Annotated in this window: 17 protein-coding genes; 12 read left to right on the top strand and 5 right to left on the bottom strand. The window is 68.2% G+C overall.

The window, feature by feature from the left end; genetic code table 11:
- The first annotated feature begins 89 nt into the window (after positions 1 to 89).
- Both NA11_RS13975 and NA11_RS13980 read left to right on the top strand, forming a co-directional pair.
- Positions 90 to 1,217 carry a glycosyltransferase gene (locus tag NA11_RS13975; RefSeq protein WP_069162295.1) on the top strand — a complete coding sequence of 376 codons (1,128 nt, stop codon included), beginning with the start codon at positions 90 to 92 and terminating at the stop codon, positions 1,215 to 1,217.
- Between the two features lie 58 nt (positions 1,218 to 1,275).
- Entirely contained in the window at positions 1,276 to 2,148 is an 873-nt protein-coding gene (locus tag NA11_RS13980) for an SDR family oxidoreductase (RefSeq protein WP_245745868.1), read from the top strand.
- Here NA11_RS13980 and soxR read toward each other — a convergent pair.
- Positions 2,117 to 2,602, bottom strand: coding sequence for a redox-sensitive transcriptional activator SoxR (gene soxR, locus NA11_RS13985; protein ID WP_069162296.1), 486 nt, complete (start codon positions 2,600 to 2,602; stop codon positions 2,117 to 2,119). The genes NA11_RS13980 and soxR overlap by 32 nt on opposite strands.
- A gap of 187 nt (positions 2,603 to 2,789) precedes the next feature.
- Here soxR and arcA point away from each other — a divergent pair, with 187 nt between their 5' ends.
- Together arcA and NA11_RS13995 are read left to right on the top strand one after the other, a co-directional pair.
- Positions 2,790 to 4,088 (top strand): arginine deiminase, encoded by a 1,299-nt coding sequence (gene arcA / locus NA11_RS13990; RefSeq protein WP_245745869.1) that lies wholly within the window; start codon positions 2,790 to 2,792, stop codon positions 4,086 to 4,088.
- Between the two features lie 45 nt (positions 4,089 to 4,133).
- Complete coding sequence (locus NA11_RS13995) at positions 4,134 to 4,493, top strand: GntR family transcriptional regulator (protein WP_069162297.1); 360 nt, start codon at positions 4,134 to 4,136, stop codon at positions 4,491 to 4,493.
- A gap of 31 nt (positions 4,494 to 4,524) precedes the next feature.
- Here NA11_RS13995 and NA11_RS14000 read toward each other — a convergent pair whose 3' ends face one another.
- Positions 4,525 to 6,150 (bottom strand): dolichyl-phosphate-mannose--protein mannosyltransferase, encoded by a 1,626-nt coding sequence (locus NA11_RS14000; protein WP_069162371.1) that lies wholly within the window; start codon positions 6,148 to 6,150, stop codon positions 4,525 to 4,527.
- 192 nt (positions 6,151 to 6,342) lie between these two features.
- On the opposite strand from NA11_RS14000, the gene rsmI reads away from it, so the two are divergent.
- The 3 genes from rsmI to NA11_RS14015 all read left to right on the top strand — a co-directional run bounded on the left by rsmI (position 6,343) and on the right by NA11_RS14015 (position 9,201).
- Positions 6,343 to 7,212: a 16S rRNA (cytidine(1402)-2'-O)-methyltransferase gene (rsmI, locus tag NA11_RS14005; protein ID WP_084654606.1), complete on the top strand. Its 870-nt coding sequence runs from the start codon at positions 6,343 to 6,345 to the stop codon at positions 7,210 to 7,212.
- Positions 7,213 to 7,417: 205 nt separating this feature from the next.
- On the top strand, positions 7,418 to 8,350 hold the full coding sequence (locus NA11_RS14010) for an SMP-30/gluconolactonase/LRE family protein (RefSeq protein ID WP_069162373.1): 933 nt from the start codon (positions 7,418 to 7,420) through the stop codon (positions 8,348 to 8,350).
- Positions 8,351 to 8,448: 98 nt separating this feature from the next.
- Complete coding sequence (locus NA11_RS14015; RefSeq protein ID WP_069162298.1) at positions 8,449 to 9,201, top strand: isocitrate lyase/PEP mutase family protein; 753 nt, start codon at positions 8,449 to 8,451, stop codon at positions 9,199 to 9,201.
- Between the two features lie 85 nt (positions 9,202 to 9,286).
- On the opposite strand, the gene NA11_RS14020 is transcribed toward NA11_RS14015, so the two are convergent.
- The gene (locus NA11_RS14020; RefSeq protein WP_069162299.1) at positions 9,287 to 9,946 is read right to left on the bottom strand and encodes a TetR/AcrR family transcriptional regulator; all 660 of its coding nucleotides are present in this window, start codon (positions 9,944 to 9,946) and stop codon (positions 9,287 to 9,289) included.
- 157 nt (positions 9,947 to 10,103) lie between these two features.
- On the bottom strand, positions 10,104 to 11,663 hold the full coding sequence (gene metG / locus NA11_RS14025) for a methionine--tRNA ligase (protein WP_069162300.1): 1,560 nt from the start codon (positions 11,661 to 11,663) through the stop codon (positions 10,104 to 10,106).
- A 166-nt stretch (positions 11,664 to 11,829) separates the two neighbouring features.
- Between metG and NA11_RS14030 the strand changes: the two genes are divergently transcribed.
- The gene (locus NA11_RS14030) at positions 11,830 to 12,657 is read left to right on the top strand and encodes a TatD family hydrolase (protein ID WP_069162301.1); all 828 of its coding nucleotides are present in this window, start codon (positions 11,830 to 11,832) and stop codon (positions 12,655 to 12,657) included.
- 210 nt (positions 12,658 to 12,867) lie between these two features.
- Entirely contained in the window at positions 12,868 to 13,995 is a 1,128-nt protein-coding gene (locus NA11_RS14035) for a resuscitation-promoting factor (RefSeq protein WP_069162302.1), read from the top strand.
- Here NA11_RS14035 and NA11_RS14040 read toward each other — a convergent pair.
- The gene (locus NA11_RS14040; protein ID WP_069162303.1) at positions 13,988 to 14,569 is read right to left on the bottom strand and encodes an isochorismatase family protein; all 582 of its coding nucleotides are present in this window, start codon (positions 14,567 to 14,569) and stop codon (positions 13,988 to 13,990) included. The genes NA11_RS14035 and NA11_RS14040 overlap by 8 nt on opposite strands.
- A gap of 206 nt (positions 14,570 to 14,775) precedes the next feature.
- On the opposite strand from NA11_RS14040, the gene NA11_RS14045 reads away from it, so the two are divergent.
- From NA11_RS14045 to NA11_RS14055, 3 genes are all read left to right on the top strand, one after another.
- The gene (locus NA11_RS14045) at positions 14,776 to 15,933 is read left to right on the top strand and encodes an alpha/beta fold hydrolase (protein WP_069162374.1); all 1,158 of its coding nucleotides are present in this window, start codon (positions 14,776 to 14,778) and stop codon (positions 15,931 to 15,933) included.
- Positions 15,934 to 16,124: 191 nt separating this feature from the next.
- Positions 16,125 to 17,006, top strand: a complete 882-nt coding sequence (gene rsmA, locus NA11_RS14050; protein WP_069162304.1) for a 16S rRNA (adenine(1518)-N(6)/adenine(1519)-N(6))-dimethyltransferase RsmA — start codon at positions 16,125 to 16,127, stop codon at positions 17,004 to 17,006.
- Positions 17,007 to 17,060: 54 nt separating this feature from the next.
- Positions 17,061 to 17,507 (top strand): DUF6392 family protein, encoded by a 447-nt coding sequence (locus NA11_RS14055; protein WP_069162305.1) that lies wholly within the window; start codon positions 17,061 to 17,063, stop codon positions 17,505 to 17,507.
- Positions 17,508 to 17,525 lie beyond the last annotated feature (18 nt).

A 17,525-nucleotide genomic window follows, 5' to 3' on the forward strand; every position in this document is an offset into this window, starting at 1 on the left:
ACCGGTTTCGCCGGGTCTTTCACGGCTGTTCACGTGCCGTTCGGCGCAGTGGTCCCGAAGATAACCCGACTAGCTGCACCATCGGCGAGGTGCGCATAGTTCAGCTTGCGAACTTCTACGGCCCGCGTTCGGGTGGGTTGCGCACTGCCTTGCATCATCTCGGTGAGGGATATGTGGCGGCCGGGCACGAAGTGGTGCTCATTGTGCCTGGTGCGCGCCGATCCGAAGAGCTGCTGCCCACCGGGGTCGTCCGGGTCACGTTGCCCGCCTTGGCCATTCCGTGGACCGGCGGCTATCGCGCGGCCGATCCACGGCGGGTCGCCGACGTGCTGACAGGCCTGCGCCCGGACGTGCTCGAGGTCTCGGATCGGTTGACGCTGCGCGGATTCGGCCGCTGGGCGCGCAAGCGCGACGTGGCAGGGGTGATGATCTCGCACGAACGCCTCGACCGGCTGCTCGGTCAGTTCATGCCACGCCAGGCCGCGCGCCGCTGCGCCGATGTGGCCAACGGCCGGACCGCCGCCGACTACGACATCGTGGTCTGCACCACCGAATTCGCCCGCGAGGAATTCCTGCGCATCGGCGCGTCGAACGCCGAGCTGGTGCCGCTCGGCGTCGATCTCGAACTGTTCAGTCCACGCAGGCGCGACGGCAGGCTGCGCGCCGACCTCGGTGCGCAGGGCCATCCGCTGCTGGTGCACTGCGGCAGGCTTTCGGTGGAGAAGCGGGTGGACCGCAGCATCGACGCGGTGGCCGCGCTGCGCAGGGCGGGCACCGAGGTCCGCCTGGTCGTCGCCGGTGACGGCCCGCGCCGCGAGGCGCTGGAACGCCGGGCCCGCGCATTGCCGCCACTGGCCGACGGACAATCCGCCGTACACTTCACCGGCTTCATCTCCGAACGCGCGATGGTCGCGAAACTGCTTGCCACCGCGGATGTTTCCCTGGCGCCAGGCCCGCACGAGACCTTCGGCCTCGCCGCGCTGGAAGCGCTCGCGGCGGGCACGCCGGTGGTGGCGAGCCGATCCTCGGCGCTCGCCGACATCGTGACCGCCGAGTGCGGCGCGGTCGCCGCCGACCGCGGCTCCGCGTTCGCGCAGGCCGTCACCGACGTGCTGGCGATGCCGACGGCAGGGCGCAGGAAGGCCGCACGCAGCAGGGCCGAGCAGTACACCTGGCCGCGGGCGGTGGCAGGAATGCTTGACGTGCTGGGCCGGTAGTGCCTGCCTCGAGTACCCTGCGATGAACCGATTCGAGCAATTCGAGATGGGATGCGTAGTGCGAGGTAGTTGGCGACGCGGCCGCAGGACCGTGCGGGACGCGAAGGTGCTGATCACGGGGGCGGCCAGCGGAATAGGCCGGGCTACCGCGCAGGCCGCGGGCGCGGCGGGCGCAGAGCTGGTGCTCACCGATATCGACGCGGCGGGGTTGGACGCGACGGTGGCCGACATTCGCGGCAGCGGCGGTGTCGTGCTCGTCGCCGAGGCCTTCGACATCACCGATTACGACGCCGTCACCGCATTCGCGGAGAAGGTGCACACCGCGCACGGCAGCCTCGACGTCGTGATGAACGTGGCAGGCACCTCGGCGTGGGGCACGGTGGAGAACCTGGAGCACAAGCACTGGCGGCGCATGGTCGAGGTCAATCTGATGGGCCCGATCCACGTCATCGAGAACTTCGTGCCGCCGATGGTGCGGGCGGGCAAGGGCGGCGCGCTGGTCAACGTGTCCTCGGCGGCAGGCCTGCTCGCGCTGCCGTGGCACGCGGCCTACAGCGCGGGCAAATACGGCATCCGCGGCGTCTCCGAGGTGCTGCGCTTCGACCTGGACCAGCACGACATCTCGGTGCACCTGGTGGTGCCAGGCGCGGTGGACACGCCGCTGGTGCACACGGTCGAGCTGGTCGGCGTCGACCGGGAGTCGCCGAAGATCCAGCGCGCGATCAAGTCGTTCACCAGGCACGCTGTCGCGCCGGAGCACGTGGCCGCCGCGATCCTGCGCGGCATGGCGCGCAACCGGTTCCTGATCTACACCTCGTTCGACATCCGGTTCGGCTACTGGTGGGCGCGCAAGTTCGCGCTGCCCTACGAAATCGTGATGCGCCAGGCCAGCGCCCGGTTCACCCGATTGCTGGCTTCGCAGCGCAATTGAGCTGCACGTCGAGCACGCGGGCGCCGGGTCCCTCGGTGCCGAGCCGGTCGTGTTCGTTGACGAGTTTGCAGCTGCCGAGCGACAGGCAGCCGCAGCCGATGCAGCCGGTCAGGTTGTCGCGCAACCGGATCAGTTGGGTGATGCGGTCGTCGAGGTCGGCCCGCCAGTTGGTGGACAGCGTCTCCCAGTCGCGGCGGGTGGGATTGCGGCCTTCCGGCAATTGATCGAGTGCGTCGCGAATTTCACTGAGCGGGATACCGACTCGTTGGGAAATGCGGATAAAGGCGACCCGCCGCAGCGTCTCTCGCGCGTATCTGCGCTGATTTCCGCTGGTCCGGCGGCTGCTGATCAGGCCTTCGCGTTCGTAGAAGTGCAACGCGGAAACGGCTACTCCGCTACGCTCGGAAAGCTGCCCGGGGGTCAGCTCCTTCGCTCGCCAATCGGCTGTCGACATTCACGCTCCTCCATTCGCCTAAACAATACTTGAGGTTAGGGCGACCTGGGGGAGGAATCGGGACAACGGTATGTCAATGTCCCCGGGGCCCACCTCCTCGTCCCCGGATCCGCCCGTGTGCGCAGCAACACCGCAACGAAGGGAAGAATTGCGTGCTCTTGTGGCCGCGGCGAACTACGGTCTGAGCATGGGAGCAGACGCTGTGCCCGCGCGGCACGGAGAGGATTCGGACGCGGACGGGCTAGATCCCGACCGTCCGGGCGTGCAGTTGACGGTGACCTCCGAGGTCGGCACGCTGCGCACGGTGCTGCTGCACCGGCCGGGTGACGAGCTGCGCAGGCTCACCCCGCGCAACAACGACCAGTTGCTGTTCGACGGCATTCCCTGGGTGGAACGGGCCCAACAGGAACACGACGCCTTCGCGGGCGTGCTGCGCGAGCGCGGCGTCGAGGTGCTGCTGCTCGCCGATCTGCTCGCCGAGACCCTCGCCGTCAGCGGCGCGGCCCGCATCCAGGGCATCTCCGCGGCCGTCGACGCGCGCAGGCTCGGGCACACCCTGGCCGACCAGCTCGCCGCGTTCCTGCGTGGCGTGCGCGCCAGGGACCTGGCCAACATCCTGATGGCCGGGATGACCTTCGACGAGCTACCGTTCGGGCCGGACGCCACCTCGCTGGTGCGCCGGATGCATCACGGCGCCGACTTCGTCATCGATCCGCTGCCCAACCTGCTGTTCACCAGGGATTCCTCGTTCTGGATCGGCCCGCGCGTCGCGATCACCTCGCTGGCGCTGCCCGCCAGAGCCAGGGAAACCTCGCTCACCGATCTGATCTACGCGTTCCATCCCCGGTTCCTCGGGGTCCGCCGTGCCTACGAATCGCACACCGCGCCCATCGAAGGCGGCGACGTGCTGCTGCTCGCACCGGGCGTCGTCGCGGTCGGCGTCGGCGAGCGCACCTCACCGGCGGGCGCGGAAGCGTTGGCGCGCAGCCTGTTCGACGACGACCTCGCGCACACCGTGCTGGTCATCCCGATCGCGCAGAGCCGGGCGACCATGCACCTGGACACCGTGTGCACGATGGTCGACACCGACGCGCTGGTGATGTATCCGGCGGTGCGTGACTCCTTGTGCGCGTTCACCATTCAGCGCGAAGACGATTACGGCGGGCGCAACGGCGCTGGCCGGGTCTCGATGAGCGGACCCGACCCGTTCCTGGTCGCCGCCGCCAAGGCCATGGGCATCGACAAGCTGCGGGTCATCGATACCGGACTCGACGGCGTCACCGCCGAGCGCGAACAGTGGGACGACGGAAACAACACGCTCGCGCTGGCGCCGGGCGTGGTCGCGGCCTATGAGCGCAACGAGATGACCAACGGGCGACTGGAGGACGCGGGCATCGAGGTGCTGCGGATACCGGGCTCCGAATTGGGTTCCGGCAGAGGCGGTCCCCGCTGCCTGTCCTGTCCGCTTTCTCGGGATCACCGGTAAGACGTCGGGGCGCAGGCGACTGTGAGTGAGGCATAGGAGCGAACCATGTTCAACATCACCGTGTCGCACGAGTCGACCGTGCCGCCCTACGAACAACTACGCATGGGGATCATCGCTCAGGTGCGCTCCGGCGAGCTGACCGCGGGCACCAAGATTCCCACGGTCCGTGCCCTTGCCGCGCAACTCGGGCTCGCGCCGAACACGGTGGCCCGCGCCTATCGGGAGCTGGAAACGGACGGGGTGGTCGAAACCCGGGGCAGGCAAGGGTCTTTCATTGCCTCCTCCGGTGACCCGACCCGCGATGTCGCTGGTCGCGCCGCCACCGCCTATGTCGCCACCGTGCGGCGGCTCGGCCTGGACGACGAGGCGGCGCTGCGTTATGTGAAAGCGGCGCTGGATAGTTGAGCGCGCGGCGTCGAGCGCGGGATGCGGAGCGTCAACGCCAGCTCGGCAGCCACAGATGGTCGTGCCAGTTGCCCGGTGTGATCGGCAGCGCGGTGAGAATGGGCCACAGCCAGATGAAGTTGGCGATCACCAAACCGAGATAGAGACAGACCGCAAGCAGTCCTAAGGCATGTCGTTCGTCGGGCGCCACGGGTAGGTAGGTCCCGACGGGGCTGCGCGGCACCGGGACTCGCCGGGTGGGCCCGAGCACATCGCCGAGCGCCAGTGCCATCCCCATCACCAGGAACGGCGCGAGCGCCACCGCGTAGAAGTAGTACATCTGCCGATCGAGGGTCAGGAACCAGGGCAGCAGCGCCGCGCCGTAGCCGACGAGCACCGTGATGTAGCGCCAGTCGCGGCGGACCACGCTGCGCCACAGCATCCACGCGAGCAACGGGAACGCGAGCCACCAGATCGCGGGCGTGCCGATCAACATGACGGCCTTCACGCACTGGGTCTGCCCACAACCGCTGACGCCGTTGTCGGCGTAGTAGTAGAGCATCGGCCGCAGGCCCATCGGCCAGGTCCACGGCTTCGATTCCCACGGATGGTGATTGCCCGCCGAATTGGTCAGGCCCTCATGGAATTCCAGCGCCCGCGCGTTGAAATACCACAGCGACCGCATCGCGTCGGGCACGATATGCGACCAGAATCCGCCGGTGCCGATCGGCGCGGTCGGCGCGGACGGATTGCCTGCCATGTACCGATCGACGCCGGTCTCACTGGCGAACCAGGCCCAGTACGAGGCGAGATACACCCCGATCGGTATCAGCACCAAGGCATACAGCGCGGGCCCGATATCGCGGAGCGCGGTGCCGAACCACGGCCTGCGTACCCCGTAGGCCCGCCGCGCCGCCAGATCGAAGCAGACGCTGAGCAGGCCGAAGGCGACGATGAAATACACGCCGGACCATTTGGTTCCGCAGGCCAAGCCGAGCAGCACGCCTGCACCGAAGCGCCACCACCGCACGCCGAGCCGCGGGCCCCAAGGGCTCATGTCGATCCGGCCCTCCGCGTCGACCTTCGCCATGCGGGCGCGGACCTCGTCCCGGTCGACGATCAGACAACCGAAGGCGGCGGTGACGAACAACGCGAGAAAGATGTCGAGCATGCCGATGCGCGAGGAGACGAAGGTGAGCCCGTCGGCGATCAGCAGGACGCCCGCGAACGCACCGATCAGGGTGGAGCGCGCCAGCCGCCGCACGATCCTGATCACCAGCAGCACGAGCAGCGTGCCTGCCACCGCCGAGGCGAACCGCCAGCCCCAGCCGTTGTAGCCGAACATCGCCTCGCCGATCGCGATGAGCTGCTTGCCGATCGGCGGATGCACCACCAGCCCGTAGCCGGGGTTGTCCTCCACCCAGCCGCCGGTGAGCATCTGCCAGCCCTGCGGCGCGTAATGCTTCTCGTCGAACACCGGGGTGCCCGCGTCGGTCGGATAGCTGAGCATGATGAACCGCGTCACTGCCGCGATTGCCGTGAGGAACGCGGTGACCACCCAGCCGCGCAGGGTGTCGGTCGGCCCGAAATCGGGCGGCGGCCGCAGCGGCGCGGGGCTCGACCAGGAGGGCACGGCCCCGAATGGAGCGGTCGCGCGCTGGTCGGTCACCTGTGTCACGCCCCGATCGTATGCTGTGCGCGCCGCGAGGTCCCGCAGCGGTGAGCCCGACACAGTACGAATCACATAGCACGCGGCCGACTCCCGCGTTGTCACGATCACATATCGAACCGTGCGACGGCGGTACGTTCGGCGTGGCTCGATAGGCTGCCATGGTCCGGCGGGTGCCGGGTGTGTCCAGACGGGAGTGCGGTGGCGGACGAGGCGACGGGTGAGCCAGGGCAGGGCAGGCTGGTACTGGCGGCGACGCCGATGGGCGACATCGGTGACGCGTCGCAGCGGCTGCGCGACGCGCTCGGGTCGGCCGATGTCGTCGCGGCCGAAGACACCCGCCGCACCAAGTCGCTGGCCAAGGCACTCGGGGTGGAGATCACCGGACGGGTCGTGAGTTTCTACGACCACGTGGAGACCGCCCGAATCCCGACGCTGCTCGGCGAGATCGAGGCGGGGCGCACGGTGCTGCTGGTGACCGACGCAGGCATGCCGTCGGTCAGCGATCCCGGATACCGGCTGGTCGCGGCCTGCGCGGCGCGCTCGCTGCCGGTGACCTGCCTGCCAGGCCCCTCGGCGGTCACCACCGCACTTGCGCTGTCCGCGCTTCCGGTGGAGCGGTTCTGCTTCGACGGCTTCGCGCCGCGCAAATCCGGGCAGCGGCGAGAGTGGTTGCGCACGTTGGCCACCGAGCCGCGCGCCTGCGTGTTCTTCGAGGCGCCGCACCGCCTCGCCGATTGTCTGGCCGACGCCGTCGCGGTGCTCGGGCCGGATCGGCGCGCGGCCGTCTGCCGTGAGCTCACCAAGACCTACGAGGAGGTCGTCCGCGGCACGCTGGCCGAGCTCGCCGCGTGGGCCGTCGACGGTGCCCGCGGCGAGATCACCGTGGTTCTCGAAGGGGCGCAACCCCGCTCCGCCGACCCGGCAGATCTGGTCGACGAGGTCGAGGCGCTGACCGCGACGGGCGTGCGCCTCAAGGACGCCTGCGCGCAGGTGGCCACCGCCAACGGCGCCTCCCGCAACGAGTTGTACGACGCCGTGCTGGTCGCGCGGCGCGACGGCGAGGCGTGATCGGGCCGCGCGCCGGGCGGTAACCGGAGCAACCGTCGATCACCCGGCGGTCGACGAGATAGCAGATCTCGGGCGCACCGAGAAGGTCGCTGGGCGGATTCTGGCATTTGCACAAAGCGTTGAGTTTCCGCCCTTTTCGCGTCGATCGGCCGTTAAGTTGTCAGCGGTGCCGACCGTGCGGCCGGCCCGACGGGGAGGAATGTCGATGACTGTGCGCCGTGTCGCGGCCCGCGGTGTGCTCGCGCTCAGTGCTGTGCTCGCGATGGCAACAGGTGCCGGGGTTGGGGCCGCTGAGCCGGGTAGCACCGATCAGTGCGGGCGCTGGACCGCGTCGACTGTGTCGTCGGGGCTGGGCGTGCTGGAGAACCTGGCGTTCGATGGGCGCGGCGGGCTGCTGCTGTCGGAGGTGCCCGCGTCCGGCACCGACGGTGCGTTGCGGCGTATCCGCGCCGACGGGGTCCGAGAAGTGTTGGCGTTCGCGGGGTCTCCCGGCGGCATCGTGGTGTCGGGCAGCACGGCGTATTTCACCAACGGCGGCTCGTTGATCAGCGGTGTGGCCGGTCGCGCGGACGGGGTCATCCAAGCACTCGACCTGGATCGGGGCACGGTCTCGACCGTGGCGCGTGGTCTCGTCGCGCCCAACGGCCTCGCGGTGCTGCCGGACGGTGGCTTCGTGGTGAGCCGGGATGTCGGCACGCCGACCACGCTGACCAGGGTCGCCGCCGACGGTTCGCTCGCTCCGCTCGCCACGGACCTGACCTCGACCAATGGGCTCGCCTACGATCCGAATCGGCGAAAGCTGTTCGTCTCGACCACCTTCGAGCCGGTCAGCGCGCTCGCGGTGCTCGACATGGATCGACCCGATGTCGCGCCCGTCCGCATCACGGTGCCCGGGTACGGCCCGCTCAACGCGGCCGACGATCTGACGGTCGGGCCCGACGGCAACGTCTATCTCGCCTTGAACGTCGCGGGCCGGATCGTCCGCGTCGACCCGGAGACCGGCCGCTCCTGCACAGTCGCCGAGGACATTTCGTTTCCCACGTCGGCCCGCTTCGGTGCAGGCCACGGCTGGGATCCGCGCTCGCTCTATGTCACGAGTTTTGCGGGAACCGTCACCCGGTTGACCCCGACCGCTTGAGGCGAGACCGGCTGCCTGTCCACGGTTCGGGACCGCGGCTCTGGTCCGGTGTTGATTGTCATGGTGCAGCCGACGCCCAACGCGGCATGATTGAACCCATGACTTCTCTGGAGAGCAAGGCCAAGGCATTCCTCGCACTGCACCAACCCGGTGATCCCGTTGTGCTGCCGACCGTGTGGGACGCCTGGTCGGCGAAAGTCGTGGTGGATTCGGGATTCGCGGCGCTGACCGTTGGCAGTCATCCGGTCGCCGACTCGATCGGGCGTGGTGACGGTGAAGGCATGACTTTCGCCGAGTCGCTCACCAGGGTCAAGCAGATCACCGACGCGGTCGACGTTCCGGTGTCGGTCGACATCGAGTCCGGCTATGGCCTCGAGCCTGCGCAGCTGATCGAGGGGCTGCTGGAGGCGGGCGCGGTCGGCCTCAATATCGAGGACACGGTGCACAGCGAGGGCAAGCGCCTGCGCGCACCGCAGGAGCACGCCGACCTGGTGCACGGCTTGCGTCAGTTCGCCGACGCGGCCGGGGTGCACGTGGTGGTGAACGCCAGGACCGACCTGTTCATCCGGGAAGACGGTGACGAGGCCGACCGGGCCGATCGCGCCATCGAGCGACTGCGGCTCGCTGCTGCGGCAGGCGCCGACGTCCTCTTCCCCGCCGGCGCCAGGGGTGACGTCGTGGTGCGCCGCCTGACCAGTGAATTGTCGCTGCCCATCAGCATGGTCGGGCTGCCGGACAAGTCCGACAAGGCGGAACTCGCCGCTCAGGGTGTGGCCCGAATCAGCTTCGGCCCCTTCCTGCAGCGTGCGTTGACCGCCGAGATCGAGCGGCTGCTCACTCGCTGGAAGTAGGGGCTCTCGTACGCATCGCTGATCGCTGGAGCGGCGGGTGCTCCAGCGTTTGTTCGATATGCAAGTGAGGCAGGCCGTTTCAGGCCTACGCGGCCAGTCCTAATGTCGCAGTGACGAACTGGATGAACAGTGGCGCCAGATCGGGTACACGGTCGGGCCCGTCGGAAACGATCACTCGGCGGGTCCGTTCGCCGATCGCGTCCGGGATGAGGGCGATCAACTCGTCCGACACCTCGGGCAGCGCCGGATTCGCCTGCCGCGCTTGGTCATAGAAGAGGCGGTACAGCTCCGCGAATCGGTCGACGGCCAGGTCGCGGTAGCCGACCGCGGCTTGATTGACCTTGAACGATTCGACGAGGACGAGTCTGGCGAAATCCGGTTCGGTGGCGACGGTGCGACAGAACGTGACCACGATCGACTCGATCTTGGCCGTGGCGTCGGCGTCCGCGTCGAGCTGTGCGAGCTCCTCGGCGATCCGGGTGGCGACGATGTCGACGCCGGTGTGCACCGCCTCGATGAAGCACTCCTCCTTGTTGGCGAAGTGTTCGTAGAAGGTGCTGCGCGAAACCCGCGCGCTGGCCACGATATCGGTGAGGGTGGTGCCGGAATACCCCTTGCCGTCGACACATTCGACCATCGCCTCGATGAGCCGTCCGCGCTGCGAGACGAGGACGGCGTCGCGTGCTGCCCGATGCCGGTCGGCGAAACTGGTTCGCGCCGCGCCCGGTGCCTGGTCTCGGTCCATCACGTACCTCCCGATCGTGAGCGTCCGTAACCAAGCATTATCCGTCTGCGTGCCAGCGGTTTACGCGCGGGCTGGCGACAACGGTGGTCACCGCCAACGGCCTTTCGCCCGTACCCCGCGAATGGGGTACGGGCGCAGCGTGATTCGCGGAAAGGAGTCAGTCCTTGGGCTCGACGTACTTGGGGTACACCGGCTCCGGCGCGGGGAGCGGCACCCCCGGCTCGATCGGCGTCGCGATCGCGGCGAACGTGCGCTCCTGCTGGCCGAGCTGATCGAGGATCTTGGCCGCCGAACCCGGCATCACCGGCTGCACCAGGATCGCGACGATGCGCAACACCTCGAGCGTCACGTACAGCACCGTCGCCTCGCGGGCCAGATCCTCCGGCGTGCCTGACTTGGCCAGCGTCCACGGCGCCTGCGCCGAGAAGTACCGGTTCGTCTCGCCGAGCACCAGCCAGATCGCCTCCAGCGCGAGATGCATTTGCTGGGCGTCGTATTCGGCGCGGCAGCGGGCGAGCAGACCGTTCACCGAATCGAGCAGCTTGCGGTCGTCGTCGGTGAACGCGCCTGGCGTCGGCACCACGGCGCCGCAGTCGCGCGCCACCATCTTGGTGCTGCGCTGCACGAGGTTGCCGAACTCGTTGGCGAGGTCGCTGTTGATCCGGCCGACGATCGCGTCGTGGCTGTAGCTGCCGTCCTGGCCGTAGGAGATCTCGCGCAGCAGGAAGAAGCGCACCGCGTCGAGGCCATAGGTCTCGACGAGTTCGAGCGGGTCGACCACGTTGCCGACCGACTTGGACATCTTCTCGCCCTTGTTGTACAGGAACCCGTGCACGAAAACGCGTTTCGGCAGTTCGACGCCGGCGGACAGCAGGAACGCAGGCCAGTAGACCGTGTGGAACCGGGTGATGTCCTTGCCGATGATGTGCACGTCGGCAGGCCAGAATCGTTGGAACGCCGCAGATTCCGTGTCAGGGAAGCCGACGCCGGTGATGTAGTTGGTGAGCGCGTCCACCCAGACGTACATCACGTGATCGGGGTGGCCCGGCACCGGCACACCCCAGTCGAACGTGGTGCGCGAGACCGACAGATCCTTCAGGCCGGCCTTGACGTAGCTGACGATCTCGTTGCGACGCGTTGCGGGCGCGATGAATTCGGGATGCTCCTCGTACAGCGCGAGCAGCTTGTCCTGGTAGGCCGAGAGTTTGAAGAAGAAGTTCGACTCCTCGGTCCAGGTGACCGGCGTCTTCGACTCGGTGGAGATCCGGCTGCCGTCCTCGAGCAGCGTGGTCTCCTCATCGGTGTAGAAGGCCTCGTCGCGCACCGAGTACCACCCCGAGTAGTTGCCGAGGTAGATATCGCCGTTGGCCAGCATCCGCTCCCAGATCGCGACGCTGGAGACCTGGTGGTCCTCGTCGGTGGTGCGGATGAACCGGTCGAAGGAGATGTCGAGCGTCTTGTCCATCGCCTCGAACACGTCCGAGTTGCGCGCGGCGAGCTCCTCGACCGGGACGCCTGCGGCGACGGCCGCCTGCTGCATCTTCTGACCGTGCTCGTCGGTGCCGGTCATGAAGAAGACGTCGTACCCGTCGAGCCGCTTGAAGCGGGCGATGGCGTCGGCCGAGATGTACTCGTACGCATGCCCGATATGCGGCGCACCGTTCGGATAGGCGATGGCCGTGGTGATGTAGAAGGCGGGACGCTCAGCTGCACTCATGCCTGCACCTCGCTGACGCTCGGTTCCGGCATGACCGCATACGCAGCTGTGTTGATTGATCGCTCGCTTCGCTCACTCATGGTGCGTCTACTGTAATGCGCGTGGTTTCCTGCCCTCACGTGAATATCCCCGCCGCGGATCCCGAGGTCTCGACCGGGGGTTTGCGGTGAAGGCCACGCGTCCCGCGCCCGAGCTTCCCGAGCCGCTGACACCGCTCGTCGACGCGCACACCCACCTCGATGCCTGCGGCGCGAGCGACGCGGCGTCGACGGCCGTGATCGTGGACCGCGCCGCCTCGGTCGGCGTCGGCCAGGTGGTCACCGTTGCCGATGACCTGACCGCCGCGCAGTGGGCGGTGCAGGCCGCCAACGCCGACCCGCGGGTGTATGCCGCTGTCGCACTGCATCCGACGCGGGCGAACGCGCTCGACGATGCGGCCAAGCGCGAGTTGGAGCGCCTCGCGGCGGACCCGAGGGTGGTGGCGATCGGCGAGACCGGCCTCGACTACTACTGGCCTGGCAAGCTCGACGGCTGCGCCGACATCGAGACCCAGATCGAAGGCTTCCGTTGGCATATCGACCTGGCGAAGCGGGTCGGCAAGCCGTTGATGATCCACAACCGCGAGGCCGACCACGATTTGCTGACGGTACTGCTGGACGAGGGCGCGCCGCCGACGGTGATCTTCCATTGCTTCTCGTCCGACACCAATATGGCGCTGTCCTGCGTGGCAGAGGGCTATGTGCTGAGTTTCTCCGGCACGGTGAGTTTCAAGAATGCGCACGAGTTGCGCGAGGCCGCCAAGGTGGTGCCCGACGAGCTCATTCTGGTCGAAACGGACGCACCGTATCTGACGCCGCATCCGTTCCGTGGCGCTCCCAACGAACCGTACTGCCTGCCGTACACGGTGCGCGCGCTCGCGGAATTACGGGAGCAGGATCCTGCCGAATTGGCGAAGATCACCACGGCCAACGCACGCCGCGTCTACGGCATCTGAACGACGCGGACGGTTGGACGACGTTTGTCGTTTTCCGGCCTTTTGCGTACCCGTAAGGGGCCTGGATATGTGTGGTGTGTCCTACATCACTATTGTCTGCACGTTTCGCGATTAACCTGCGGCGGCGATATCTGTCTGTGATATTGAATCCCGCAGTTGACGCACATGATGGTTGTCGACCCCTAACCCCCTCGTTATCGTACTGTGACCATGTCGCCATTCACGAGAATCAACCAGTCTCGCTCCCCGCTGCTGTACGTAGCGGTCGCGGCGCTGTTGATGACGCTGATCGTCGGCGCCGGACTGGCGATTGTGAATCGCAAGACGGTGACCGTCGTCGTCGACGGTGAGCGCCTGTTCGAGACCACGATGTCGCCCGATGTCCGCGGCGTGCTGCGCGCCGCCGGGTTCGCCGTCACCGAGCGGGACCGGGTCGCCCCCGCGCTCGCCGCGCGGATCGGCGACGGCGCGACCATCACGCTCAACCGGGCGCGCGAGGTTCAGCTCATGGTCGACGGCCAGGAGCGCAAGGTGTGGACCACCGGCCTGACCGCGGGCGAGGCGCTCGAGCAATTGAGCCTGCCCAAAGAGATGTACGTATCGCCTGCCCGCGACGAGAAGCTGCCGCTCGCAGGTGCCGCGCTGCAGGTCGCCTCGCCCAAGTCGGTGTCATTGCTCGACGGCATCGGTGGGTTCGTCGACGTCAGGCTCGCGGCGCCGACGGTGGGGGAATTCCTTGCCGTGGCAGGCGTTCCGCTGATCCAGCAGGATTCCGTCGAGCCCGCCGCGACCACTCCGCTGACCGACGGCCTGCGCATCACGGTGACCCGCAAGCGGATCGAGAACCGCATGGAGACGCTGCCGCTCGACCCGCCCGAGCAGGTGATCGAAGACCCGACCATGAACATGAGCCGCTCGGTGGTGGAAAGCAAGGGCGCGCCCGGCGTTCAGGACGTCACCTTCGCGGTCACCATGGTCAATGGTCAGGAAGTGGATCGCAAGCCGATCGCCTCGACGGTGACGGTGACCGCGGCGCCGAAGACCGTCCGCAAGGGCGCCAAGCCCGGCACCGAGGTGCCGCCGGTGCGCGACGGCGCGATCTGGGATGCGCTGGCCCGCTGCGAGTCCACCGGCAACTGGGCCATCAACAACGGCAACGGGTACTACGGCGGCATCCAGTTCGACCAGAGCACCTGGGAACGCCAGGGCGGCCTGAAGTACGCGCCCCGCGCCGACCTGGCCACCCGCGAGGAGCAGATCGCGATCGCCGAGGTAACACGGGCGCGGCAGGGCTGGGGTGCCTGGCCTGCGTGTACGAGTCGACTCGGGCTCAGCTGACTGTTGGATCGATGGCACGGAATTCCACCTCCTTCGCGTGCGCGATGACCTCGACCTCGTCGCCGAGTGCCCACTCAGCCACTCGCGAAGCCTGCTTGGCCGGAACGCCTTCGGTGTCGCCGGGTGCCGGGGGAATGTCGTAGGTGCCGTGCGCGTCGTGCGGTAGGACCACGCGATAACCATGGTCGAGCGCCGTGCGGGCGGTGGCGAGCACGCACATCTCCGACTGCACGCCGCCGATCGCCAGTGCGTTGACGCCACGCTCGACCAGCAGTGAGTTCAACTCGGTGCCGTCGAAGCCGTCGTCGGTTGCCTTGTGCACCACTGCTTCTCGCGGGCCGGGCTGGACGGGCAGCAGCAACTGCCAGCCGTCGGTCCCCGGCTCGTCGACGGCGCCTGGCCCGCCATCGTTCTGCAGGTGGGCGACGAACGCACCCGTCAGCCGCGCGCGGGCGATCAGCGCGGCGATCTGTATCTTGACCGCGTCCGCGTACGGGATTGCTTCCTGGCCTTCGAAGAAAGCGGATTGCACATCTACGACGAGGAGGGCGTCGACGGGGGCGATTTCTGACATCGGGGAAATTCTGCTGAGTGGCATCGTGCCCGGTCAAACATGTTGAGCGCGGCTACACGGGCGTGAAACCGGATGGCGGCGTACCCGATTCCTCGGTGTTGCCTGTGGTTGGCCGGCTGGTCACGGGATGCTGGCAACATCCCGCCGATCTGTACGATCGTCCAGGTTTGTGGTGGTGTGTCAGTCGGGTCAGTGAGGTTGTTCTGATGAGGGTAGGTCCGGTGTGCCTGCGGGCGCTGGTGGTGTCCGTGGTGTCCGCGAGTGCCGTGCTGTTCGCGAATGTCGCTCCCGCACAGGCGGAAGCGCCGGGGACGGTGATCGCGGTCGACGCACAAGCGGACGGCTGGCGTGGCGCCTCGGACGCCTCGGTGCTCGAATACTGGATGCGCGGGTCCGACGGCACGCCGCGGCGAGCCAGTGGCGCACTGTTCGTCCCGCAGGGCCCGCCGCCTGCCGCAGGCTGGCCGGTCATCGCCTACGACCACGGCACCAGCGGCCTCGGTGCGGGCTGCGGCGGACAGTCCGATCCGGACGGCCATCCGTACCAACAGGTTCGGGTGCGTGAGGAGCGCTTCATCCAGCGACTGGTCGGGCAGGGCTTCGCGGTCGTCGCCCCCGACTACCTCGGCCTCGGCCGCTTCGACACCGGGCCGCACCCGTACCTGGAGATCGCGACCGAGGCGTCCGCCACCATCGATCTGCTGCGTGCCGCTCGCGCTACCCGCCCCGAACTCTCGCGCACCTGGGCCGTGCTCGGCGTCTCGCAGGGCGGCCAAGCCGCACTCGGCACCGGCCATCTCCAGTCCACCTACGCGCCGGACCTCGACTTCCGCGGCACCGTCGCGATCGACCCCGAGTCCGATGTCGAGAAGCTGCTCCCGATCGCAGGACCTGACACGCCCGCCATCCAGGGCGCCGACAACGCGATGAGCTTCTTCGTCAGCATCCTGGCAGGCCTGCGCGCCGCCCGCCCCGACATCGACGTCGATCAGTACCTCACGCCCCGCGGCCGCACCGTCGTCGACGCCGTCGGTGCACTCTGCCTCGACGGCATCCTCGACCAGGTGCGGGGCCTCGGCGTCGGTGACCTGCTCGCCAAACCCCTGGCCACCGAACCTCTCCGCGCCGCCCTCACCCAATACCTCACCGTGCCGACCTCCGGGTACAACGCGCCAATCCTGCTGCTGCTCAACGTCACCGACACCACGGTCCCCAGCCCCCTGCACGGCACCCTGGCCGCGCAACTGGCCGCCAACGGCGCGGACCTCGACGTGGTCCCTGGCACGGGCAAGCACACCGAACTCAACCCCGCCATGCACACGGCCCTAGACACCTTCCTCGCCCGCATCAAGGCGACCCCCTAACACCACCTCCGAGTCCGCACCCCTTCTGCGGATCCGCCCCACTCTGGGCGCCCGGAACGAGTGCGGATCCACAGAAGGAGTGCGGATCTCGCCGTTCCCCGGCGGGGCGTCCGCATTGTCGGGTTGCTGGCGGTAGGCGTGGGGCGTGGCTGCAGTCGGGGTGGGGTGCTGCGGGTTGATAGGTTCTTCAGGTGTCCGAACCTGAAGTTGCCGCGCGTGGGAGTGCCGCGTTGCTCGGGCCCGCCGAGGTGCGGGTGCTGGCCGAGCGGCTCGGCGTGCGACCGACCAAGCAGCTCGGACAGAACTTCGTGCACGACGCGAACACGGTGCGCCGGATCGTCACGGCGGCCGGGGTCGGCCGCGACGATGTGGTGCTCGAGGTCGGCCCCGGGCTCGGCTCGCTGACGTTGGCGTTGCTCGACGTGGTCGACTCGGTCGTCGCGGTCGAGATCGATCCGGTACTCGCGCGGCACCTTCCGGTGACGGTCGCCGATCGAGCGCCGGAACTGGCCGATCGGTTGACGGTGGTCGAGGCCGACGCGCTGCGCGTCGCCGCCGCGGACATCCCCGCGCGGCCGACCGCCTTGGTCGCGAACCTGCCGTACAACGTCGCGGTCCCGGTGCTGCTCCACCTGCTTGCCGAATTGCCGAGCATCGCAGTCTCTTTGGTGATGGTGCAGGCCGAGGTCGCGGATCGGCTCGCCGCCGAACCCGGCGGCCGCATCTACGGCGTGCCGAGCGTCAAGGCAGGCTTCTTCGGCACCGTCCGCCGGGCGGGCGCCGTCGGCACCCAGGTCTTCTGGCCGGTCCCACGCGTCGAGTCCGGCCTGGTCCGCATCGACCGCTACGCCGAACCGCCGTGGCCGATGGACGTCGACCACCGCCGCCGCGTCTTCGACGTCATAGACGCCGCCTTCGCCCAACGTCGCAAAACCCTCCGCGCCGCACTCGCCGGCTGGGCAGGCTCGCCCGCCGAGGCCGAACGCCGCCTCGTCGCAGCGGGCATCGCACCGACTGCCCGCGGTGAAACCCTCGACACCGCAGCCTTCGTCCGCCTGGCCGCCCAATCCTGATCCGCACCGTCGTCAACTGTTGATCTGCCGCACGAGCTGAGTCGGAGTAGAGATATGACCGTCGTCCGAGGCGAGATCGCGGTAATGCTGGAGGTTCTCGGGCTGCGGCAAGGGGACGACCGTATTCTCGCGGCAATCGCACTCGTCGGTCCGAGGATGGAGATCGCAGAGTTCGACTGGGACGGGGAGAAGTCGAAGTATTACGTCTTCCACCCGGCCGGGACGGACCTGCTTTTCGAAAACGACGTGCTGGTGGCTGCGATGGTGCGGACCCAGCCGGACAGCGCAGACCCGGCCTACGGGCTGTATCCGCGCCCAGACGATCTAGTGGACGGCCTCGCACCAACGGCAACCCGCGCCGAAGTGGCGGCGCTGCTGGGGAAGCCGGAGCGCAGCGGGCAGCACTTCGACAGGTACGCGGTGAACGGCCGCTATCTGCACTTCGAATTCGACGCTGCTGGACATGCCGCCAAGCTCACGGCGCTGCTCGAACCGGTCTGACAATCGTCGGACCAGCGC

This window comes from Nocardia altamirensis NBRC 108246, assembly GCF_001612685.1.
Lineage (GTDB): Bacteria > Actinomycetota > Actinomycetes > Mycobacteriales > Mycobacteriaceae > Nocardia > Nocardia altamirensis.